The following is a 21,154-nucleotide window of genomic DNA, read 5'->3' as shown; positions in this document are numbered from 1 at the left end:
GTGAGCTGCCGTCCAGCGGGATCCAAACCTCCCTCCCCGTATGTCACGCATACGCTGCTCGACGAGATGGAAAGCTGGGTTGCTGCGCACGACTAAGTAACCCGAAATAATTGCGGTATATATGTCTTAAGTACTTACGCACTATCGCAACCCTGCTGCGGCGGGAAGTTCAGCACTAGATCCATGGGTCCTCGCATGCTGCGAAGACCCATTCGTCAATGGCTCTACCGCGCCCACCTTGAAGACAATCGCAACGTCAGTCGCAGGCCCTTGATGCTCAGCCATTGGAGTCTCGAAATGACCACCCAGCCGATTCCCCGCCGGATCTTCCAACGTCGCCGGCACTACCCTGTGCTCCGCTTCCAGCCGCTATAGCGGCTATAGCGACTGTAGCGGCTGTAGCGGCTGTAGCGGCAACTATCGCTGCGGTGAGGCACAGTCGCAACGCATGGCAGTAAATCTACGGTGGCCGTCGCTGGTCATTTTCGGTTTCTCATCGGCAGCACGGCTGGCACCCTCTGACAGCACTCCATTGCGCGAACTGCAGTCCGCGCCACGCTTCGGCACATTCCCGAGGAAACCGCGATGGTCGTCGTCACCCCCGAAAACTTTCTCCGTGCAGAGACCGACCTGTACTTCTCGGCTGTCGCTGTGAAGGACGACGGCCTTGGCAAGTTTTGCCATCGGCGCGAGCTGATACCCATCGACAACCAGAACATCATTAGGGAAAACCGTGACACCGTTTACTCCGCGGCGGTGTTCGACTTGGATGCAGGTCCAGTGAGTCTCGCATTGCCAGATGCTGGGAGTCGATTCATGTCCATGGAGGTAATTGACGAAGATCAGTATGTGGCCAACGTTTATTACGATTCGTCGATTCACCAGTTCACGCGAGAGACTATCGGGACCCGCTACGTACTGGTTGCATTGCGCACCTTGCTTAATCCCAGCGATCCGGACGATTTGAGCAAAGTACGTGCATTGCAAGATGCGGTCACAGTTAGCCAGCCAGGCGGTCCGGGTAGATTCGAAATTCCGGCATGGGACAGGGATAGTCAGGATGAGGTGCGCACTGCGCTACTACAGCTAGCGAAGACGATGCCTGATACAAGCAAGGGCTTTGGAAAGCGCGGCGACGTCGATCCGGTCCAGCGCCTCGTCGGTGGCGCTGCGGCCTGGGGCGCAAATCCCCAAAAGGACGCGATGTATCTCAACGTCACGCCGAAGGAAAATGACGGGAAGACCCCGTATCGACTCACCGTGAAGGACGTGCCGGTCGACGGCTTTTGGTCGGCTATTGTGTACGACAAGCATGGTTATATACCTCGTAACGAAAAGGGTGTGTATGCCTTCAACAATCTGGTCGCGACGAAGGACCCTGATGGCGGCGTGACAATCCAGTTCGGCGGCTGCGATGGTGCTGCGAAAAACTGCATTCCCATCGTGCCCGACTGGAATTACATGGTTCGTCTCTATCGACCCCGGCGAGAGATCATCGAGGGCACCTGGACGTTTCCGGAGGCCACGAAACTGACGGGGGGCGGCCAAACGCCGCTACGCCTGTGAACTTGATGCAGTATCGAGCGTTTGAAGCCGCTGTGTGGGGCATGCCGATCGTCGCTGCAGATGCCATCAGGCAGGGTTTCATCGGCCTGGGCGCACGGTATAACGACATCGCTTTCTTTTCGTCACCGCCGGACTGGAAGTTTCAAACCACGACCCCCAACGCGTCGACGCACTACATCTACAGTGCGTACAGTACACAGCGGGACGGCCCGATTGTTTTGGAAGTCCCTCCAGCCGTTGGGGCCGGTTTGTACGGGCAGCTCTGTGACATGTGGGACGTGCCGCTCAACATCGTCGGCCCCGGGGGCGACGACAAGGGCCAGGGCGGCAAGTACCTGATACTGCCGCCGGATGTCGACGTAGAGACCCCAGCCGGGTACATCCCAGTCAGGTCATCGACATTCGGGGGATTCTGGCTGATGCGAACGATCGCCCAGAGCGCTTCCACGAGCGATCAGGACGCGGCCGTCGCGCTTCTAAAGAAGATTCGCATGTACCCCCTTGCCCAGAATAACCATCCGCCTGAGCAGCGCTTCGTGGATGCGTCGGGCAAGGCATGGAATGGCATCCCACGCATGGACCAAACGTTCTACGCGACGCTTGCCAAAATGATCAGCGAAGAGCCGGTGAATCCGCGCGACCTTGCCATGATGAATATCCTTGCGTATGTAGGGATCGAGAAGGGCAAGCTCTTCTGCCCTGACGAAGGCTTGAACACGACGCTCGGTGAGGCAGCCGCAGACGCAAAAGCATACCTTCAACGCCTCCAGAGGCAATCGCTCAAGCCCTACTGGGAGGGCGCGCATTGGGCCCTACCGGATCTCTCCGGAGTGAAGACAGAATTCTCATATCAAACGCCCGAAATGCTGAATTACGACCTTCGCGGTATGGGTGGCTTCATGTTTTGGGCGCCGCCCAAGAAATCGGACGCTAGCGCCCCAACGATCTACATTTCCACGCTCAATGACCACGCTGGCCAGCCCTTGCAGGGAGGCAAGAGCTATCGGTTGCGTGTCCCTACCCACGTCCCCGCCAAGCAGTATTGGTCGGTCACCGTCTACGACTGGGACACCGCTGGATTCATCCGCGAGGCCGCTGTCGTCAGCCTGGACTCTTACAATCAGAAGACGAGGAAGAACGTGGATGGGTCCGTCGATATCTATTTCGCTCCGAGTGCCCCTCCTGGCGAGGACGACAATTGGATAACGACCATGAAAGAAGGCACGTGGTTCGTCATCTTCCGGCTCTACGGGCCAGATGGACCCTTTTTTGACAAGACATGGAGTCTGATGGACGTCACCGAAATGGCGCCATGAAGGATCATGGGGTACCGCAAGCGCTAAAGAATGAACTCGCGAGTACGCCCGATCCTATCGACCAGCTCCTGAGCGGCGGCCAGGCTGACCGATAGATCTTCGCGATGGCTCTACCGCACCCACCTTGAAGACAATCGCAACGTCAGTCGCAGGCCCTTGATGCTCAGCCATCGGAGTCTCGAAATGACCACCCAACCGATTCCCCGCCGGATCTTCCAACGTACCGCGCACGACAAGCCGGTACTCACCCACCCTCCACGTATCGCGCGGCGTGAACACCCAGGTCGTTTCGCCATCCTCTAGCCTGGCGTCACCCTCCACGACGCGATCATCAGCCGTCACCACCGCGAGGTAGTCCGCTTCCCGCCCGTCGATCGGCCCATCCAGGTTAACGACAAGGGGTTGTCGCGAGGCAGGACGAACGGATGCCACCTTCCATGCCGATGGCGCCGGTCCATTCGCATCCACGTCATCCACATGCCATTGCTTGATGGGGCGGCCATCGAGCGTAAGGACCACGTCTTCGCCCTGACGCAGGATGGGCCCCCACTGTTCCCGCGCGACCAGGCCGGTCTTAACGCGTCCCGGATTCAGCAGAAGGGTGAGGATCCTGCCGTCAGGCGACCATAGCTCCTGCTGCAGAAACGGGTCCTGCAGCGAGCTTCCGTCGGCACGTGTAAGCGCAATCCGCGGCAGTACGAGTCCTTCGACCGGCGCCGCGAACGAGATGGACATCCGCAGGAGATTCGCGGGGACCTCAGCAGCGGAGGGCTGTACGCGGATGACGCGTGGGTCAGGCTGCCCGGCCTGCGCAGCCTGAAGCACCAGCGCAAGGGCCGCGCCACCGAGGAGTCGACGCAGCCGCATGGCTCACTCCGACGCCTTGATGAACTCGGGTAGACCTTCATCCTTCAGCAGCATGTTGATGTACTGCTGCTGGGGCCTCTTTCCCTTGAAGCTGAAGTCGGGGAACGAGTACTCCGAGACGTGATCGGTCAAGCGGAAGCTCAGGGTCTTACCCATGGAGATCAGTTGCAGCGCGTCGTCCTGGAGATCACGGCGAACCATGACGAACGACTTGTCGTCGAGGTTGTCCAGGCGCGTTACGCCGGCAAGAGGGGCCTCCGACATCGTGAGCCCGGTGATCTGGCCGTATGGCACCTGCGTCTCGATGCCGGGGCGGCCACGTGCGGCGTCCAGTTCGGACACGGGGATGACGTCCGCCACGCGCTCGTAGTTCACCAGCATGAGGAAGTCCTTGGCCGTCCCTTGCTCGGTCCTGGAGAACGAGATCATGTCGGCTGGCGTATTGCCGTAACCGAGTTCCGCGACGGTTTGGCCGCGGATGTGAGCGCCATCCTTCAGGTCGTCGAGCGGAATGATCACCAGCGGTGTGCACGTATAGGCGGCGACGAGGTAGGGCTTGCCACCCAGATTCGCGAAGCTCATGGCGCGGATCGGCGCGCGCGTCTCGAACTGGTCGTGTCCGCCATGGAAGATCTCCAGGGACGTGATCGATTGTTTGGCGTCGAAGGGGTAGCGAACCCGACGCAGGGTCGAAGCGAAGTCCTGGTTCGAAAGTCCGGCGACGAAAAGTTCGCCATCACGCCACTTCATATCGGTGACCGTGAAACTGCGCTCGGGGGTCTTCTTCCAGAATTTTTCGTTCGACGTGGGGGCGTCGCGAAGCGCCACCGAGGTCGACGGCGCCGCCTTCAGATCGACGCGATGCGCTTTCTTGTCGCTGGTTACTACGATCAGAGCCGGCGTCTTCTCCGGGCCGTAGCTGATCGCAATATAGACCTGTGCGGTTCCGGGACGGACCACCATATCCTCTACCGTGACTTTGGCGCCGCCCACCTGTCGCGAAAGCAGCGTTTCCAGGTCGAAGATATTGAACGTCGTGCCCGTGGCTTGCTTTTGCGCCGGTGGAAGCTGGATCGCGTGAACCTCCGCGGCTTTCCAGTCTGCGACGAAAAGGATGTTGTCGGGTCCGGCAGCGAGGCGCGAGATCGACTTGACGTCCGCCGCGGACACTTGGGCGGACAGGCCGAGAAGGCACGCCGTGGCAATAATGGAATGGCGCATGAGTAGTCCCTGGATGCTTCTGTCGCATGGAAGACCGCGCAGGCCCAGGCGCATGCCACCGCCTTATCGCGTTGGCGTCGCTGCCGCGCAGCTGATTCGAGTAGACGTCGTCTACCCTCAGCAGGCTAGGCTCGGGCAGGCGCCACGGGTAGCCACGCGCATCGAAACGCCGTGGTGATCACCTGGCACCAATGACGAAATGCGAGCGCGCCGCGCCAAGCCACGAGAACTTTGTTCAAGGCAACCGTTACGCCGGGCTATTTGCCCGGAGGCCTAGTCTTCTTCCGCCGCCTCGCGACCCTGCTGCCGAATGATCGCCTCTTCGCGCGCGTCATTGATCGACTGCCGGATGCTGTCTAGATCGACCTCGGATTCATCCGGCTCAAATTCACCGGTCAGTTCCGTATCGGTGCGGAGTTCGCCCGCCTGGAACAAGGCCCACATTTCCTCGCCGTACCAGGTATCCAGCAGCTCGGGTGCCGAGCGCCCAAGGTAAGCGGTGAGATTGTTGACGTCACGCAACAGCATGGTGCGCGCGGCATTGTTTCCCGCGGCACTGACGACCTGCGGGAAATCGATCACTACGGGGCCATCCGGTCCCATGAGGACGTTGTACGGGGAAAGGTCACCGTGGATTAATCCGGAGCACAGCATCAACAAGACCTGCTGCACAAGGACCCGGTGGCATGCCCGGGCATCGTCAGCGCTGAGATCGACATCATCCAGGCGGGGCGCGGAGAGACCATCTTCATCCGTAACCAGCTCCATCACCAGCACGCCGTGGAAATAGCCGAATGGCTCGGGCACGCGAACGCCGGCATCGCGCAATTGGTAAAGCGCATCGACCTCAGCGCTCTTCCACGCGACTTCCTGCTGCTTACGCCCGTACTTGCTGCCCTTGCCGATGGCGCGCGCCTCGCGGCTGCTGCTTACCTTGCGGCCTTCCTGGTACTGCACGCGCTGCTGGAAGCTACGTTGCGCCATGTCCTTGTAGACCTTGGCGCAGCGGATGTCTTCACCACTACGGACGACGTACACGGCCGCCTCCTTACCGCTTTTAAGCGGCCGGAGCACGTCATTAATGATGCCGTCGTCGATCAGCGGCTGCAGGGCTGGAGGGGTCTTCAAGGTATTTCGGGGTCAGTGGCATGGCGAAATCGGCCATTAACCCTCAATTTTCACACTTTCCTGGGCGGAGCGCCAATGCTGCCCGGGTCGGGGCCGGGCAAGGGGTTTAGCGACGTTCTCCGTTGTCCCACAGCAACTTGGCATGGGCCTGCGCCAGGCTTTCAGTGCCCGTCTGCATCATCGCTGCGACCGCTTCGAGCGATAGCGACAGGTGTTTGCATTCGATGCCTTCGGCCTCGTGGATCAGGTCGGCCAGCGTGACGGTGAGTCCGCGCGCATATTGAAGCCAGACCGTGGCCTCGTTGAGCAGCGCGTGTACCGACGGCTCGTTGCCCGCGCTTCTGTCGGCACAATCGCCCTGACGAAGCACATTCGATTCGTTCATTGCATCCTCCGAGATGCCACCGCCACACGATCTAACGTGGCACAACAGTCAACACCGACCTGCCATGCCACGGACCATAGGATCGCGGGTTCACCGGCTGCCTGTGTCCAGGCGCCGGGCGGCTTGATTGACGAAGTGGATGCGGCGATGACCATCCATGAGGTGCACCAGGCATGACGCCTGCCTCATTCGATCAAGAATTTCCTCAAGAACGGAGGTCGCCGCGGTTCTTCAACCGTGCCTGCGGCTTATGCAGGCGGCCCGTGGACCAGTGAGGTGTCGCCGGGGGGATTCGGCGGGCGGACGACTGCCGTATGATCAGGGGTAGCCATAATCAACTTCCATAGAGCTGGTTGTGGTTAGCGAGGTAGGTGTGTTCAAGCACACCTGCCTCGCGACTCTCACCGCCATGAGCGGTGGCTGCCTCGGTAGTTCGTGACCGGCGAGGCAACGACTCGCACCCTATCAAAAGCCTCTCGTGTTGTCTTTACGACAATTCGGATTTTCCGTGGCCAATCAGCTACTGGCGACGCATCACCGAGTTTGAGAGCAAGCCGCGCTTGTCGAGCTGGATAAACACTTGCAGCGCGCCATGTTCAAATTGAACGTCGTAGATATCCCAGCCGTAGTCGGCGACACCTTCAAACTTGTAGGACTGAACCGAGCCAAGGAGAGCGAAGTTCTTTTCGATCGCGTCGTGCTGGCGGGCAAGATTCTGTCCCACCAGCGGGGTCATGCCTTCCCCGGTTTCCGAATTTCCCAGTAGCCGCTGAAGCGCCTTTTCACTGTCAGGAAAGGGCTTTTGCTCCTTAACCCTGGCCGCCAATGCGTCACGGATCTGCTCCGCGGTGGCGCGATCGACCCGGGGCGCTTCGATAGCCACGACACCGTGCTCGCGCACAGTCACAGACGTGATCTGATTGCCGGCGCCCTTATTGAACTGAAGTGTGACGTCGATCGTCGGCACCAGGAACTCGTTTTCACTGGTGGCTGAGACGTCAATAGTGCCTTGTGCCAGAAACTGACCAATGGGCGTTGCGGTCAGCCCATTACCTTTACGCTCTATGGTGAGCAACGAATAGTCGCTGAGCGCGTAATAGCCCGCGTAGGCGTCGAGGCGTTCCGGGCTTATGGATACTGCGCCGCTAGCGGATTTGTCGGCGGCTGCAGGGGGCGTCACCTGGGCAGCGAAGACCGCCATGCCGAAGGCAATACTGATCATTGCGAAGGCAGATGCACGCGCCCATTTTTGCGGTTTCGATAGCATGATCTTTATCCTTTGTTCGAGGAATGACTTTGATTCCGACATCGCCGTCACCGATCCGATGAACTCGGACTGGTTCTGCCCTACCTGGATCAGGGTTTCGCAGTAGTCACCCAGATCGCCACCATCGCCCAGCACGCGGGCATCACAATCGACTTCGATCGCGCATCGAAGTCGGTGAAACTGCCACCACAAAATGGGATTCCACGGCATCGATACCAGGAGTGCCATGGCTACGGCGACAAGCAACGGGTCGCGTGCCTTCAAGTGCGACTGTTCATGGGCCATGACATATCGCTGTTGCTCAGGTGATTCGTTCATCACCCAGGCTGGCACAACGATTCGCGAGCGGATCAAGCCGACAACCGCTGGCCCTACGCTCTCGGAAACGAGCACAGGCATACCACGCAAGGTGCCTGCGACCCAGCTGCGTTTACGGCGATGGAGCACGGCCGTGCTAATGCCTAAAAACAACAGAAGGGTCAGCGAACTGGCAAACCAGATGTCCTTAAGGATTAGATCGATCCGAGCTGACGACATATACGACCCTGTGCCGCTCCAATCGATAACTATCGATGCAAGGGGGATCGATGTCATGTTTCGCAGATTCAAGGGCTCAGCCGTCGCAGCAGCCACCGTGGGCGCCATGCGCTCGAAGAGTTCGGGTCGTGGGATGGAAAGGGTTGCGATAGCCATGGGAAGAACCAGGGATCCCGCGATGGCAACGATCCAGGGCCAGCGCGTGGAGATCCGCCGGTGTCTGGCGGCCTGCTCGGCGATCAGCGCTGCGGCACTCAGTGCTAATGCGACCAGAGCGGCGTAGATCATCCAGGCAAGCATCACGGTTTCTCCTTGTCCGTCCGCTCCGACAGCAGCTTGCGCATGCGGGCTATCTGTTCCGGACTGAGCTTCTGGTCAGACACCAGATGCGAGAACAGCAGTTCCGTAGAACCCTTGAACAGCTTGTCCGTCAGGTGCTGTAGCGCGTTCTTGCGCGCGGCCTGCTGCTTTACGCTGGCAAAGTAACGGTGCCCGCGCCCTTCCTCTTCGTAGCCGACATAGCCTTTCGCTTGCAGCGTGCGCAGCACCGTTAACACCGTGGTGTACGCGAGCTTGTCACTCAAACGCTCACGAACGTCCGTCACCAGGGAGGGGCCGTTGTCCCACAGCACCTGCATGACATCCGCTTCGCGGTCGGTGAGAGAGATCTTCATAGGCGTTCCCGTGCAGCCATCTACTAGAGGTGTAGTAGATATAGGCTCGCACGGCGCACCTGTCAACTATAACTATAGTAAATGCACCACGGGTCCGTTCTGGCCCTATACGACGCTAGTCTCGGTGCGATTTGATACTTTTGAGCATGCTATCGAGTGAATCCGCAATTCATAGTCTCGAACTCCTTTCGTAAAGTGGGTCCGTCGCAAAGATCAGCCCGAGCGGACCTGACTCCGCCTTCGTGGATCGATTCGTCCCATGCGACCTCCATCCACTGACTCCACGAAGGAAGCATCATGAACGCGTTACTCCAGCTCATCGCCAAATCAGGCCTCCTGAAGAAAGACCTCGATTACCACCTACTACGTGCGGCCATGGTCGTCATCTTCGCGTGGTTCGGCTACGACAAGTGGTTCGAATCCGAGATTACGGCGCTCGCCCCGCTGATCGCGCACGGGCCGTTGATCTCGTGGACGATCCCGGTATTGGGCATCCACGGCACCGCCCTTCTGCTCGGCACGTCCGAATGGACCTTTGGCTCGTTGTTGTTCCTGGGCTTCTGGAACAAGAAGCTCGGCGTGCTAGGTGCCCTTGGCTCGATCGCCACGTTCATCTCGACGCTTACCATCCTCCCGTTCGTACCCGATGGCTGGGATGCGGGTGCCGGTGGGTTCCCGGCGATGGCGATGAACGCAGCCTTTCTTTTGAAGGATCTCGTTCTGCTGGTGGTTTCAATCTACCTGCTCAGGGAAGATGTGATTCGTGCGATGAATCAGCCACGCGAGATCTGAAGCGCGCAGGGCGGCGTTGGATTCACACCATGCGGGAGGAATCAGACCCTCCCGCGTTAAGACGAATCGCAGGTCTCTATCTGACCGACACAGCGGCCGACGTGGTGCCGACCTCTGATTTCCACTCGAGGTGGTCACCAACAAATGCCCAGGCGCCTGTACCGAGCGTGACAATTGCCCCGGCGAGGATGAGCATGCCCCAGACCCTGTGCTTCCAGCCGACGAGATCTTTGATGTCCCTTCTCAACTCTTCGAAGGGATTCAAGAAGGGTGCCACCTCGCGACTGAGCGTATCAATCTTCGTGTTGAGGTACTTGAAGGAATCATCGAGCCGTGATTCGACGCGCACTATGGAGCCTTCGAGTCGTGATTCGACGCCGTTGATGGATCCTGCGAGCCGAGTTTCGACGCCCTTGATGGACCCTTCGAGGTGTGATTTGAGGTCTTTTATCGACTCTTCGAGCTGTGATTTGCCGTCTTTGATGGATGCTTCGAGCCGGGATTCCATTCCGTTGGCGGACGCTTCCATCCGAGCCGAGATCTGCAAGACGGCGTCAAACTTCCCCTCAATTGACTTCATCGACTCATGGAAGCGCCCCTCGAGGCTCTTCAGGTCTTCTGCGCAGCGATCTACTTTCTGATCTACGCAAGAGAGCTTCGAAGTGATGTCTGTCAGCATCTCGATGCTGATCTGCGCTTGCGTCTGCGAAACGTAAGTGCGGGAAGGCTGGGCGGCGAGGTCCAGACAGGGATGGCTCGTTTCTTCGGTGCTCATGCGTCGCCCCAGTGCTTGGTGATCTACGGCCAGATGACGAACGAGTCTGTGCTGGGATACCCATACGTTCAATCACCTCTTCGCGGCTACCGACGTAGCGAACCCAGCAGGAGTTGAACTTTCAAGCACTTATCATCGGCGCATTCAGCGATACGCGTGCATCCCTGTGTACAGACGGCGCTTCCGTTGGCCATGGTCTCTACAGAAAATTCTGGAATATCCATGTCTCAGATCGAGCGTGGCGTGCTGCGACCCACCCGATGCGGCAGCACGGTCACTGCCTGTTCCGCCCGATGAGGCTCTCGATCTCATTGACGACAACATCCGGCCGGTCGTACTGGAGGTAGTGACTGCTTCCCTTCGCAACCACCCGGCGGCTTTGCGTCGAAAGTCGAAGATAAGCTACCTGCTCCTCATCATGTGCAGCGGAATAGGCAGCCCAGTCGGCCGCACTGACGCGCTTCTGCAGGAAGGCCGGCATGGGCCGCGTCGTGTCCTGCGAAAGCACCAGGATCGGCAAGCTACCGAACGGGCCAGTTTTCGCGCCCTCAGCCCGAGAGGTCCCGAGCGCGTTGTCTTCGCGCACGTATTCATCCAGGACCGGGTAGTAGCACGTGCTGGCTTTGATCCAACCCGCGTAAGCCTCCAGCCCTGACGGCACTTCGTCGCACTGGCTGGCCGCCCGGGCAACGCCCAGCGCGACCATGGTCTTCACCGCGGCGAACTGCAGCCAGGAGTGCTGGTCCAGCGCCCGGCTAAAAGCTGGTTTCGGCAAGGGAGTGGGCGAGTAGGCGTCAACCAGGACAAGCCCGGCTACGGCAGCGGGGTAGTACGCAGCGTACACCCGTGCATACAAGCCTCCGCCTGAGTGGCCGACCAACACGACCGGCTCATCGATGCCTGCAACAGCGAGCAATGCGTGCAACTGCCGGGCGATGTGCGCCGCGTCACGTTCGCCAGGCTGCGGCGCACTCCAACCAAAGCCCGCGCGATCATAGGAGCAGGTGCGCGTTCCTTTCGACAATGCCGGCTGCACCTTGCCCCAGACGGTGAAGTCCTCTCCATGGCCGGATTCCAGGATCACGGTCGGCGAGCCGGTGCCCGTGCAGTACAAGTGCATCGGATAGCCGGCCACCTCGTAGATGTGCCCGGGTGGCGGGTTATTCGCCCTATCGCGGCGTACCGCGAGGTAATTCCAAAGCGCACCAACAGAACCCAGGCCCACGACAATAATGCAGAAGCCGAAGGCAATAGCCCTGACGATCCTCCATCCGCGGCGGCGTGGCTTCGTGCCCTGCTTCCCATGTCGCATCTGACGTGCTCCCGGCGACCACCGATGGCCGCACATATCCACCGTACTTTAGTGCCCATCTTGAGGATCGAGCGTGGCATGCTGTGAAACGTTTGAACCCTGCGCTGACCCGGGTTCGCAGACCACACGAAGGAGACATTCGGTGGCACATCGCCGATTCAAACAGGTGGACGTATTCGGCGGTTCGCCGTTCAAAGGCAACCCCGTTGCAGTGGTTCTCGATGCCGCCGGCCTGTCAGACGACGACCTCGCCGCCATGGCGCGCTGGACGAACCTGAGCGAGACGACCTTCGTACTGCCGCCACTGGATCCGCGGGCTGACTATCGGGTGCGCATCTTCACGACGTTGCACGAAATGCCGTTCGCGGGTCATCCAACGCTTGGGACATGCCATGCCTGGCTCGAAGCCGACGGAAAACCCAAAGGTGACGACATCATCCAGGAGTGTGGCGTAGGCCTCGTACGCATTCGCCGCGACGCAGGTTTGCTCGCCTTCGTCGCACCGCCGCTTGTGCGCTCCGGCCCCGCGCCGGTCGACCAGGTAGAAGCGATCCGACTGGCGTTAGGCATCGCATCGGCCGATCTTCTCGATGTGCAATGGGTCGACAATGGTGCTGGATGGCTAGCCCTAAGACTTTCTAGCCGCGATGCCGTCCTCCGGGTAACACCAGACTACGCACAACTCGGGAAGGTCCCCGTGGGCATCTTCGCGGGGCATGATGCCGAGTTTGAAGTGCGGGCCTTCATAGCAGGCGACGCCATGCCGGAGGATCCTGTCACCGGCAGCCTCGCCGCTGGCATCGCGACCTGGCTTGCCAAAGAAGACCTCGCTCCCGATGCCTACATCATTCACCAAGGCCGGATACTGGGGCGCGACGGGAGGATTCATGTATGCCGTGACAGCGATGGCCTGTGGATTGGCGGCCACGCGATCACGCTCATCGATGGGATGCTTCGCCCAAGCGGTGCTTGATGGGATGAGTAAGGCATCGAAAGGCGGCAGCCGTAGTGCCGTTCTCGCGACGTGAACCTCTAGCTTGTGACCATCGGGGTCCAGAAAGTAAATAGAATTCCCCTCGCTCTGATTGTCCTTCCGGTTCAGGTCGCCGTTCTAGGGGCAGGACGCGGCGCGCATAGTCCCACAGTGACCGCTTAACACCCCCTAAGCGCCGCTCATCACAGGAACAGACCGCCCGCCCCCCTTCTGACGACAGATCGGACGCCATCGATTACCGTAATGTCGACCAGGCCATGGGGTCGGGAAGGTAGACAGCCAACTAACGACACTGTCCCGCCTGCGGGGTGGCTCGCATACTTGGCCCGTTGCGCGGAGGGGCGCCCGTGATCGATCCCATGGCCTGGCCAAACTGGAAGAAGAACCTCACCGCACTGGCCTTTTGGACCGTGCTCGGCCTTTCCTATGCCGCCAGCGCCGTGATCTCTGCGCGAGCCGAAGGGCACCCGGCGGGCTGGACCCGCTCGCTGGTCTGGACGTTCGGTGACTTTTACTTCTGGATGGTGCTGACGCCGCTGGTCGGCTGGCTCGGCCGGGTCGGTGGTAGCGGATCGTGGCGCCGCTTCCTGGCCGTGCATCTTCCCGCTGGCTTGCTGCTTGCCGCCACGCAGATGCTGGTCACAGTATCGCTGTACTGGTGGGTCATCGGTCCGCCGACTGCCATGCCTTCGATGACTTACACCGATTTCCTGCGGACGAGCGTGGTCTACGAGACGCATCTTGGCCTGGTCACCTACTGGGTCTTCCTGGGCACGTTGCGCGCGATCGATTCGCAACGGCGCCTGCGCGACGAACGCCTGCGCAACTCCCTGCTCGAAACGCAGCTCGTGCAGTCACAGCTGCAAACACTGCGCGTGCAGCTGCAACCGCACTTCCTGTTCAACACGCTGAATGCGATCTCCGCGCTGGCGTTGGCCGATCCGATGCAAGCCCGTCTGATGATTTCGCGGCTGAGCGACTTCCTGCGGCTTACGCTCGAGGAACGTCATGCCCAGCAGGTGCCGCTGTCGCGCGAACTCGAATTTCTCGAATGCTATCTCGGCATCCAGCAGGTGCGCTTCCAGGACCGGCTGGTGACGCAGATGGACGTGGCCGGTGACAGCATGCGCGCGCTCGTGCCCAACATGATCCTCCAGCCGCTTGTCGAGAATGCCTTGCGACACGGCCTGCTCGACAAGCCGGAGCGCGGCACCTTGCTTATCGTGACGCGCCGCGATGGCGATCACCTGCATGTACAGATCGAAGATGACGGCCTCGGCCTCCCGCCCGGTGGCGCGAGGGATGGCATTGGTCTCGGCAACACGCGAACACGGCTGGATATGCTGTTCGGCGAACAGGCGACGCTGGAGCTTTCGCGTCGTGCGGACGGCGGCACCCGGGTCGAGATGCGCTTTCCCTATCGCGAGGAGGCCGCATGATCACGCAGGCGATTCGTGCGCTGATCATCGACGACGAAGTCCTGGCCCGCCTCGCGATTCGCCAGGCCCTGACCGTACACACCGACATCAGCGTGGTGGGCGAATGCGGTAACGCGGCCGAGGCAAAGCAGGCCATCGCAGCGCTGGAGCCGGACCTGCTGTTCCTCGACATTCGCATGCCGGGCATGGATGGTTTCCGCCTCCTGCACGGGATGCAACGCACAACCTCGCCGATGGTCGTCTTCGCTACCGCCTACGGCCAGCATGCCTTGCGCGCGTTCGATGCCAATGCGGTCGACTACCTACTGAAACCTATCGACCAGGCCCGGTTCGACCAGGCGATGACCCGCGTGCGCCAGCAGTGGAAGGGTTTGAACACGTCGGTGCCGGCCGTGCATCCTGCGTACCTCCAGCGCATCAGCGTCGCATGCGGTGAGCATGTACGCGTCATCGCCACCGCGGATATCGACTGGATCCGGGCGGATGGCAACTACGTGCACATCCATGCCGCCGGCACCTCGCACCTGCATCGGGAGGCGCTGACCGGCTTGCTCGCCAGCCTGGATCCCGCACGGTTCCTGCGCATCCATCGCGGCACCGCGGTCAATGTCGATCGTATTGCGGAAGTCCACCCGCTCTTCCAGGGCGGCGCCGAAGTCGTCCTGCGTGACGGCACGCGCCTCGGCCTGAGTCGTCGGTTTCGCGCCAGCGCGCGTCATGCCCTCGGCATGAGCTGACCGCTCACCTCACGCTACGCGCCGCTCGTCACAGCGGCGGCACCCTTGATCCCATTTCGCATGCGTGAGGTATCGAGCGCGGGCATCGTCGATCGGGCATAAGCACCCCGACACGGACCTCATCCATGCATACGAACGTTTTGCTATTCACCGCCGCCACGGCGCTGGCGCTGCTCATCCCCGTCGCGATGGCCGGCGAGATCCTTGGCCCCGGCGTAATCTCCACGGGCCTGCAGGAAACCTCGGCAGCATTCAGCCCGGACGGCAACACCGTTTACTTCATGCGTTCGGATTTCGCCGAGAAGGACGACACCATCCTGGTGTCGCATCTCAGCGGCAAGCAGTGGTCGGTGCCGGAGGTCGCCTCGTTCTCGGGGCAATGGCATGACTCCGAACCGGCGATGTCACCTGACGGGAAGCGCCTGTATTTCGTGTCCAATCGTCCCGTAGTGCCAGGTGGCGAACCGCTGACCGTGGAAATGGCAGGCCAGCATTACCCCGGCACGAACCTCTGGTATGTCGAGCAACAGGCGAAGGGCACATGGGGCGAGCCCGTGCATGTCGAAGGTGCGTTCAATGACGGATCGCAGGTCTACAACCCGTCGATCGCCTCGAACGGCAATATTTACTTCTCGGCGCATCGTCCGGATTCGGGCACGTTCTACCAGATCTACGTCGCCCGCCGTACGGCCTCGGGCTATGCCGCGCCGGAGCGGCTTGATCTGGGCGATATCACGCAGAACCGCATGGATCCCGGTGTCGACCCGGAGGAGCGCTACCTCGTGTTCGCCGGGAGCGGTCCGGATTCGCTGGGCAGCGCGGATATCTACATCAGCTTCCGCGGCGCCGATGGCCACTGGGGTAAACCCGAACACCTCACCGGCGACGTCAACAGTGCGTCGCTGGAGAACGCCCCGGCACCGGGCCGCGTCTTTGGTGAGCTGTATCTCTCCAGCAGCCGGGCAGATGCACCGCATTACCCGAAGGATCGCGACAACCTGGTGTCGCTTCAGCACCGCCTGGCGTCCGCGGCGAATGGCTCACGCAACATCTGGCGTGTCGATATCTCCCGCACCCTGAAGGAGCACGGCATCGACCACTGAACCGCGCGTTGCGCCGTCGGCAGCGAAGACATGCAGCGAGTTGCTACAAACTCAGCAGCGAGCGTACTAATATGGCGAATCGTCTTGTACATGCTATTTCGTCTAATCGGGGCGCTGCATGCCTGAAGTTATGGATTGGCTCAGCCGGCTGCTCGATATGACCGCCGTGCGCGGGCGGCTCGATCTGCGCTGCCTGTACGGTGCGCCATGGCGCATCGACCAGGCGCGTGCGCTGACGGGCGAGATTCCGTATCACGTCGTGCTCGCGGGCACCGCCGTGCTCGATGATCCCAAAGGCGGGCCGCCGCTGCGCCTGCACGCCGGCGACATCCTCCTGCTTGCCGAGGGCGAAGCGCACGTGTTGCATGACGGGGGCGGCGCGCCGCCGGAGCCGGCACACGAGCGCGAAGCGGCGAACGTGACCTTCAGCGAAAACGGCGGTACCGGCGAACGCCTCGATGCGCTGTGCGGACATTTCATGGTCACGGCCGCCCATGAGCGCATGTTGCGCGGCTACCTGCCTAGACGCCTGGTCGTGCGCGGCTCGGGAAACGCGGGAGAACGTACGAACGCGGACACCGCGGCGCAGGTGACCGGCCTGGTCGCGCTGTTGCGGATGGAATCGGAGACCGAGCGCCTCGGTGGCCGCGCCATGCTCAATGCGCTTTCGACCGCGCTGTTCGCCCTGACCCTGCGCCTGGCAAGCGAGTCGCTTGAATCACCTTCTGGCTTGCTGGCGCTAGCCGGTTATCCACGCCTGGCGCCCGCACTCGAGGCTATGTTTCGCGACCCGGCACATCCCTGGACGCTGCCTTCGCTGGCGAGCCTCTGCAATATGTCGCGAGCCACATTCGCGCGCCTGTTCCAGGAAAAGCTGGGGCACTCGGCCAGTGATCTGCTCACGGACGTCCGCATGACGCTGGCGGCCAACGAGCTGAAGAAGCCTTCCGTGTCGACGATGGCCGTCGCGGAAACCGTCGGCTACCAATCGGAGGCGGCGTTCCAGCGCGCTTTCAAGCTGCACATGGGCGTGACGCCGGCGCAGTGGCGTCGCCAGGCCCAGGCCTCGATCGCAGTTCATGCTTGAAACTCACGAAGACGCTGCGGGGGCAGCGTCTTCCATGGAACATCTTCGATGCGAAGGGAGCCGATCAGTTGACCGCGGGGAAATCGACCGCGGTGTCATTGATGCGGTTAAAGACGTTGGTGAAGGCGGTCACCGCGATCGCAAGGCTGATGTCGACCAGTTGTTCATCGGTGTAACCCACACGCCGGATGGCCTGCACCTCGTCATCGCTGAGCGTGCCAACCGTCGTCGTCAGGAGGTGCACGAAGCGAACCAGGGCATCGCGCTTGGCGTCACCCGTCGCTTCGACGGCGCGAATGTGCTTCAGCGAATCCGGCTTCAAACCGCTCATCTTGCCCAGCAAGCTGTGCGCGGCGACGCAGTAGTCACAGCCGACGGCGCCACTGACGACCAGCTTGATAGTTTCCTGATCCTGCCTGCTCAGGCTACCGGCGGCCAGCACGCCGTCCGCCTCCAGGATCACCTTCAGCGCGGCGGGACCGTGGGCGCCGATCGCGGCGAATGTGTTGGGGACACTACCGATGGTCTTCTTGATCTGGGCATAAATCTCTGCGGTGGCACCGGTAGCGGATTCGATCGGCGGCGTGATGAGACGTGACATGGCGTGGATCCTTGCTCGGTTGGGGTGAGACGTAATTTACGAGCCAGGATAGAGATGATGAATGCTCCAATGGACGTATTTCATGCCAGATCGACTCAACAAGAACCACCGTCCCGCTCGCCACATAGTCAGCGCCGCACGCCGCGGCCACGGATACACTCGCCCACGATGAGCCCACCACCCACACCCTCCGCCCCGGATACCTCAGCCAACATCGGTGCGATCTTCCCCCCACGGACCCTCGCCGCACTATGGGTCGCCTTCTGGTTACTCATGATCTGCGTCTCTGCCCAGGATGCCCTGCGCAACCCGCGCATCCAGTGGTGGGAGCCCGTGCTGTGGGAGGGAAGCTCGGCGTTGGTCGCCAGCGGCTGGATGTGGCTTGCCGTCAGGGTGTGCGGCCGTTACGCGCCTTATCTGGACCGGCCGCTGGTCTGGTTCGGTAAGTACCTGCGCTGGCTACCGCTCGTGGCCATCACCTTCGTGGTCGCGGTATACGCGATACGGGATGGGGTTTACGCCGCGCAAGGCCTGACCTACGAGCATCCCAGCTGGGCGTTCGCGATGGTCTACGAGAGCATCAAGCTGTCGCTATTCGCTGGTCTCTGGCTTGGCATCCTGTTCGGCATCGATTCGTACGCGCAATGGCAACACCAGCGGCATCGCCTGCTGGCGACGCAACGTGCGCTGGCGGAAGCACAGCTCGCGCAACTCCAGGGCCAGCTTCGGCCGCACTTCCTGTTTAACGCGCTCAATACCGTCTCAGCGCTGATGCAAACCGATGTCGCCCGCGCGGATCACATGGTCGCGGCGCTGGGCGACCTGCTGCGTATCAGCCTCCGGAACCCTGGTAACGAGATGACGCCGCTAGGCGAAGAGATCCACGCGTTGTCGCTATACGCCGAGGTCATGCGCGAGCGCTTCCGCAATCGCGTCACGCTCGACTGGCAGATCGACCCGGCGCTCGCCGCAACGCCGGTTCCTTCGTTGCTTCTACAACCCCTGCTCGAAAACGTGTTCAAGCATGGCGTCGAGCGAACCGTCGCTCCCGTCCGTGTACGCATCAGCACCCGAGTCAACGCCGGATCGCTCGAAGTCACGGTAAGCAATTCGGGTTCCACGCTGGCAGAGGGGCATGGCGACGGCGTCGGGCTGCGCAACTGCCGTGATCGGCTGCGGATCATCTACGGTGATGCGGCGTCATTGACGGTCCGCAACGCGGGCGAAGGCGTCGAGTCACACGTCTCGCTGCCGTTGGCGAGGGCCCTGCCGTGATCCGCGTCGTGATTGCCGATGACGAGGCCCCCGCCCGCGAGAAACTCGCGCGCTGGCTGGCAGACCAGGCAGACATGGTCGTCGTCAGCGCGGCAGAGGACGGACTATCCGCAGCGCAATGCATCGAACAGCTCCGCCCTGACGTGGTCTTCCTTGATGTACAGATGCCGATGCTCTCGGGTCTCGAGGTCGCAGCGCAACTTGAACCTGCGGGTGCGCCATGGATCGTGTTCGTCACTGCGTTCGACGAGCATGCAGTAAAGGCTTTCGAGCTCAACGCGGTGGATTACCTGCTCAAGCCGTACGACCACGAACGGTTCATCCGCACCATCGAGCGGGTCAGGGAGCGAGTGAAGGCTCGCGCATCGGGTGCCGCCGCGGTCGCTGCAGGGCGATCGCCAGGCATCCCGTGCGATCGCCTCCTGGTCCCGGACGGCGAGCAGCTGGTGTTGATCGAGGCCGCCCGTATCGACTGGCTCGAAGCCGACGATAACTATGTTCACGTGCACGTCGGCAACCGCAGGTATCTCGTGAGACGCACCTTGCAGGATCTCGTGTCCCAGCTCGGCGAGGCTCGCTTCGCCCGCATCCATCGATCGACGGCGGTGAACATCCAGGCCATCGGATCGCTGTCGCCGCTGTTTAAGGGCGACTACGAGATCCTTCTCCGCACGGGCCGTGTCCTGCGGCTCAGCCGACGCTACCGCGATGAATGCTTTGATCGTATGGGGCGGTAACGTCCGCGTCGCCACGCGGATGTCTCCGCTTACCCCATAAACGGTGCGAGCCGGCTCACGTCCAGGCAATTTCACTCTCACGATCGAGAGAGGACCTTCCCGGCCATGCTTGCCAATCACGCTTCGCAAGAACGTTACGACTTCCTGGACTGGCTCCGCGTCATAGCCATCTTCGTGCTGTTCTTCTTCCACACCGGCATGATCTTCGTCGGCTGGGGCTGGCACGTCGTCAACAGTGAAACTATCCCTGCGCTGGCGTGGCCCATGGACATCGCGCATCGCCTGCGCATGCCGTTGTTGTTCGTCATCGCGGGTGCCGGCATGTGGTTCGCGCTGCAGCGGCGAAGTGCGGGGCGATTCCTGCGCGAGCGCACAACCAAGCTATTGTTGCCGCTGGTGATTGGCATGTTCCTGATCGTGCCACCGCAGATCTACTTCGAGCGGCTGCTGCATGGGCAATGGAGCGGGAACTACCTGGGATTCTATGTAGCACGAGTGCTTCAGTTCCGCCCCTACCCAGCCGGTGATTTCAGCTGGCACCACCTGTGGTTCATTGCTTACCTCTACGTGTATGTACTCGCGCTGCTTCCCGCCATGCTCTGGTGGAAGCGGATTGAGCGGCGCATCGTGCCGGGTATGTGGCTCTTCCTTCTTGGGATCCCGCTAGGCATCAACGAAGCCCTGCTCAAATCACTGTATCCAGAGTCACATACCCTCGTCAGCGACTGGTACACCTTCAATCACTACCTGCTCCTGACGGTGCACGGCTATCTCATGGCCTCGGTGCCGGGTATCTGGAAATGGATATCCGACGTTCGCCGGTGGTCGCTAGCGTCAGGTTTGGTCGTGGTCGTAGCGCTGATGGGTGCGTTGATCACCGGCGTGATTGCCCATGATTCGATCGCCGACCATGTAGGTAGCAACATCTTCACCTGGCTATGGATGATGATTTTCCTGGGCTATGGCTACCGTTACCTATCGTTCGCCAATCCGTTGCTGGTCTGGGCGCGCGATGCCAGCTATCCGGTTTATATCCTTCACCAAACAGTGATCGTCACGATCGGGTATTACGTGATCCAGTACACATGGACGCCGTGGGTCAAGTATGCGGTCGTGCTACTTCTCAGCATGGGCGCGTGTTTTGCTTTATACGAGGGCGTCATACGGCGAGTACCCGTATTCCGCTTCGCTTTCGGAATGAAAGCCAAAGCCAGCCGCGTCGCACGGTTCGCGAGACGCACAAGCGTGTGAACGCTGAGGGAAGCATTCAGGCTCGCGGCATTCGGTTCATTTTCCGGCAAGGAATCGGGAGGCATGCTCAAACGGGCCAACCCTGGCCTA

At 61.0% G+C, this 21,154-nt stretch carries 20 protein-coding genes; 11 read left to right on the top strand and 9 right to left on the bottom strand.

What is annotated here, in order from left to right; translation table 11 throughout:
- Window positions 1-585 precede the first annotated feature (585 nt).
- Both VGN46_RS03215 and VGN46_RS03210 read left to right on the top strand, forming a co-directional pair.
- A complete protein-coding gene (locus VGN46_RS03215; protein ID WP_331640561.1) occupies window positions 586-1,566 on the top strand; it encodes a DUF1254 domain-containing protein in 981 nt (326 codons plus the stop codon).
- A gap of 41 nt (window positions 1,567-1,607) precedes the next feature.
- Window positions 1,608-2,882 (top strand): DUF1214 domain-containing protein, encoded by a 1,275-nt coding sequence (locus VGN46_RS03210; protein ID WP_331640559.1) that lies wholly within the window; start codon window positions 1,608-1,610, stop codon window positions 2,880-2,882.
- A gap of 54 nt (window positions 2,883-2,936) precedes the next feature.
- On the opposite strand, the gene VGN46_RS03205 is transcribed toward VGN46_RS03210, so the two are convergent.
- From VGN46_RS03205 to VGN46_RS03180, 6 genes are all read right to left on the bottom strand, one after another.
- Window positions 2,937-3,749 carry a hypothetical protein gene (locus VGN46_RS03205; RefSeq protein ID WP_331640557.1) on the bottom strand — a complete coding sequence of 271 codons (813 nt, stop codon included), beginning with the start codon at window positions 3,747-3,749 and terminating at the stop codon, window positions 2,937-2,939.
- A gap of 3 nt (window positions 3,750-3,752) precedes the next feature.
- Complete coding sequence (locus VGN46_RS03200; RefSeq protein ID WP_331640555.1) at window positions 3,753-4,970, bottom strand: hypothetical protein; 1,218 nt, start codon at window positions 4,968-4,970, stop codon at window positions 3,753-3,755.
- A 273-nt stretch (window positions 4,971-5,243) separates the two neighbouring features.
- Window positions 5,244-6,098, bottom strand: coding sequence for a PA4780 family RIO1-like protein kinase (locus VGN46_RS03195; RefSeq protein WP_331640553.1), 855 nt, complete (start codon window positions 6,096-6,098; stop codon window positions 5,244-5,246).
- A 106-nt stretch (window positions 6,099-6,204) separates the two neighbouring features.
- Window positions 6,205-6,483 (bottom strand): hypothetical protein, encoded by a 279-nt coding sequence (locus tag VGN46_RS03190; RefSeq protein ID WP_331640550.1) that lies wholly within the window; start codon window positions 6,481-6,483, stop codon window positions 6,205-6,207.
- A gap of 520 nt (window positions 6,484-7,003) precedes the next feature.
- Complete coding sequence (locus tag VGN46_RS03185) at window positions 7,004-8,587, bottom strand: M56 family metallopeptidase (protein WP_331640548.1); 1,584 nt, start codon at window positions 8,585-8,587, stop codon at window positions 7,004-7,006.
- A complete protein-coding gene (locus VGN46_RS03180) occupies window positions 8,587-8,961 on the bottom strand; it encodes a BlaI/MecI/CopY family transcriptional regulator (protein WP_331640546.1) in 375 nt (124 codons plus the stop codon). The genes VGN46_RS03185 and VGN46_RS03180 overlap by 1 nt, the downstream gene beginning before the upstream one ends.
- Window positions 8,962-9,258: 297 nt before the next feature.
- Here VGN46_RS03180 and VGN46_RS03175 point away from each other — a divergent pair, with 297 nt between their 5' ends.
- On the top strand, window positions 9,259-9,753 hold the full coding sequence (locus tag VGN46_RS03175; protein WP_331640543.1) for a YkgB family protein: 495 nt from the start codon (window positions 9,259-9,261) through the stop codon (window positions 9,751-9,753).
- Window positions 9,754-9,829: 76 nt separating this feature from the next.
- Here the strand turns inward: VGN46_RS03175 and VGN46_RS03170 are convergent, their stop codons facing one another.
- On the bottom strand, window positions 9,830-10,528 hold the full coding sequence (locus tag VGN46_RS03170) for a hypothetical protein (RefSeq protein ID WP_331640541.1): 699 nt from the start codon (window positions 10,526-10,528) through the stop codon (window positions 9,830-9,832).
- Window positions 10,529-10,802: 274 nt separating this feature from the next.
- The gene (locus VGN46_RS03165; protein ID WP_331640539.1) at window positions 10,803-11,840 is read right to left on the bottom strand and encodes an alpha/beta hydrolase; all 1,038 of its coding nucleotides are present in this window, start codon (window positions 11,838-11,840) and stop codon (window positions 10,803-10,805) included.
- Between the two features lie 142 nt (window positions 11,841-11,982).
- Between VGN46_RS03165 and VGN46_RS03160 the strand changes: the two genes are divergently transcribed.
- The 5 genes from VGN46_RS03160 to VGN46_RS03140 all read left to right on the top strand — a co-directional run bounded on the left by VGN46_RS03160 (window position 11,983) and on the right by VGN46_RS03140 (window position 17,200).
- Complete coding sequence (locus tag VGN46_RS03160; protein ID WP_331640537.1) at window positions 11,983-12,813, top strand: PhzF family phenazine biosynthesis protein; 831 nt, start codon at window positions 11,983-11,985, stop codon at window positions 12,811-12,813.
- 368 nt (window positions 12,814-13,181) lie between these two features.
- Window positions 13,182-14,273, top strand: a complete 1,092-nt coding sequence (locus VGN46_RS03155) for a sensor histidine kinase (protein ID WP_331640535.1) — start codon at window positions 13,182-13,184, stop codon at window positions 14,271-14,273.
- Window positions 14,270-15,010: a LytR/AlgR family response regulator transcription factor gene (locus VGN46_RS03150; RefSeq protein WP_331640533.1), complete on the top strand. Its 741-nt coding sequence runs from the start codon at window positions 14,270-14,272 to the stop codon at window positions 15,008-15,010. The genes VGN46_RS03155 and VGN46_RS03150 overlap by 4 nt, the downstream gene beginning before the upstream one ends.
- 125 nt (window positions 15,011-15,135) lie before the next feature.
- On the top strand, window positions 15,136-16,113 hold the full coding sequence (locus VGN46_RS03145; protein WP_331640531.1) for a hypothetical protein: 978 nt from the start codon (window positions 15,136-15,138) through the stop codon (window positions 16,111-16,113).
- 118 nt (window positions 16,114-16,231) lie between these two features.
- A complete protein-coding gene (locus VGN46_RS03140) occupies window positions 16,232-17,200 on the top strand; it encodes an AraC family transcriptional regulator (RefSeq protein ID WP_331640529.1) in 969 nt (322 codons plus the stop codon).
- A 64-nt stretch (window positions 17,201-17,264) separates the two neighbouring features.
- Here the strand turns inward: VGN46_RS03140 and VGN46_RS03135 are convergent, their stop codons facing one another.
- Complete coding sequence (locus VGN46_RS03135; protein WP_331640527.1) at window positions 17,265-17,801, bottom strand: carboxymuconolactone decarboxylase family protein; 537 nt, start codon at window positions 17,799-17,801, stop codon at window positions 17,265-17,267.
- Window positions 17,802-17,969: 168 nt separating this feature from the next.
- Between VGN46_RS03135 and VGN46_RS03130 the strand changes: the two genes are divergently transcribed.
- The 3 genes from VGN46_RS03130 (at window position 17,970) to VGN46_RS03120 (ending at window position 21,064) form a co-directional block, all read left to right on the top strand.
- On the top strand, window positions 17,970-19,076 hold the full coding sequence (locus VGN46_RS03130) for a sensor histidine kinase (RefSeq protein ID WP_331640524.1): 1,107 nt from the start codon (window positions 17,970-17,972) through the stop codon (window positions 19,074-19,076).
- Window positions 19,073-19,813 carry a LytTR family DNA-binding domain-containing protein gene (locus tag VGN46_RS03125; RefSeq protein WP_331640522.1) on the top strand — a complete coding sequence of 247 codons (741 nt, stop codon included), beginning with the start codon at window positions 19,073-19,075 and terminating at the stop codon, window positions 19,811-19,813. The genes VGN46_RS03130 and VGN46_RS03125 overlap by 4 nt, the downstream gene beginning before the upstream one ends.
- A gap of 105 nt (window positions 19,814-19,918) precedes the next feature.
- The gene (locus VGN46_RS03120) at window positions 19,919-21,064 is read left to right on the top strand and encodes an acyltransferase family protein (protein ID WP_331640519.1); all 1,146 of its coding nucleotides are present in this window, start codon (window positions 19,919-19,921) and stop codon (window positions 21,062-21,064) included.
- Window positions 21,065-21,154 lie beyond the last annotated feature (90 nt).

The organism is Luteibacter sp. (assembly GCF_036500425.1).
GTDB lineage: Bacteria > Pseudomonadota > Gammaproteobacteria > Xanthomonadales > Rhodanobacteraceae > Luteibacter.
Note: the sequence above shows the minus strand (reverse complement) of the source record. Positions and strands in the feature narration are given on the sequence as shown.

What these genes read in the sequence shown, in the direction of transcription:
- VGN46_RS03140 (WP_331640529.1), top strand. Translation starts at nt 16,232, where the DNA reads ATGCCTGAAGTTATGGATTGGCTCAGCCGGCTGCTCGATATGACCGCC.
- VGN46_RS03185 (WP_331640548.1), bottom strand. Translation starts at nt 8,587, where the DNA reads ATGCTTGCCTGGATGATCTACGCCGCTCTGGTCGCATTAGCACTGAGT.
- VGN46_RS03200 (WP_331640555.1), bottom strand. Translation starts at nt 4,970, where the DNA reads ATGCGCCATTCCATTATTGCCACGGCGTGCCTTCTCGGCCTGTCCGCC.
- VGN46_RS03190 (WP_331640550.1), bottom strand. Translation starts at nt 6,483, where the DNA reads ATGAACGAATCGAATGTGCTTCGTCAGGGCGATTGTGCCGACAGAAGC.
- VGN46_RS03135 (WP_331640527.1), bottom strand. Translation starts at nt 17,801, where the DNA reads ATGTCACGTCTCATCACGCCGCCGATCGAATCCGCTACCGGTGCCACC.
- VGN46_RS03150 (WP_331640533.1), top strand. Translation starts at nt 14,270, where the DNA reads ATGATCACGCAGGCGATTCGTGCGCTGATCATCGACGACGAAGTCCTG.
- VGN46_RS03210 (WP_331640559.1), top strand. Translation starts at nt 1,608, where the DNA reads ATGCCGATCGTCGCTGCAGATGCCATCAGGCAGGGTTTCATCGGCCTG.
- VGN46_RS03170 (WP_331640541.1), bottom strand. Translation starts at nt 10,528, where the DNA reads ATGAGCACCGAAGAAACGAGCCATCCCTGTCTGGACCTCGCCGCCCAG.
- VGN46_RS03120 (WP_331640519.1), top strand. Translation starts at nt 19,919, where the DNA reads ATGCTTGCCAATCACGCTTCGCAAGAACGTTACGACTTCCTGGACTGG.
- VGN46_RS03175 (WP_331640543.1), top strand. Translation starts at nt 9,259, where the DNA reads ATGAACGCGTTACTCCAGCTCATCGCCAAATCAGGCCTCCTGAAGAAA.
- VGN46_RS03145 (WP_331640531.1), top strand. Translation starts at nt 15,136, where the DNA reads ATGCATACGAACGTTTTGCTATTCACCGCCGCCACGGCGCTGGCGCTG.
- VGN46_RS03165 (WP_331640539.1), bottom strand. Translation starts at nt 11,840, where the DNA reads ATGCGACATGGGAAGCAGGGCACGAAGCCACGCCGCCGCGGATGGAGG.
- VGN46_RS03205 (WP_331640557.1), bottom strand. Translation starts at nt 3,749, where the DNA reads ATGCGGCTGCGTCGACTCCTCGGTGGCGCGGCCCTTGCGCTGGTGCTT.
- VGN46_RS03180 (WP_331640546.1), bottom strand. Translation starts at nt 8,961, where the DNA reads ATGAAGATCTCTCTCACCGACCGCGAAGCGGATGTCATGCAGGTGCTG.
- VGN46_RS03215 (WP_331640561.1), top strand. Translation starts at nt 586, where the DNA reads ATGGTCGTCGTCACCCCCGAAAACTTTCTCCGTGCAGAGACCGACCTG.
- VGN46_RS03130 (WP_331640524.1), top strand. Translation starts at nt 17,970, where the DNA reads ATGAGCCCACCACCCACACCCTCCGCCCCGGATACCTCAGCCAACATC.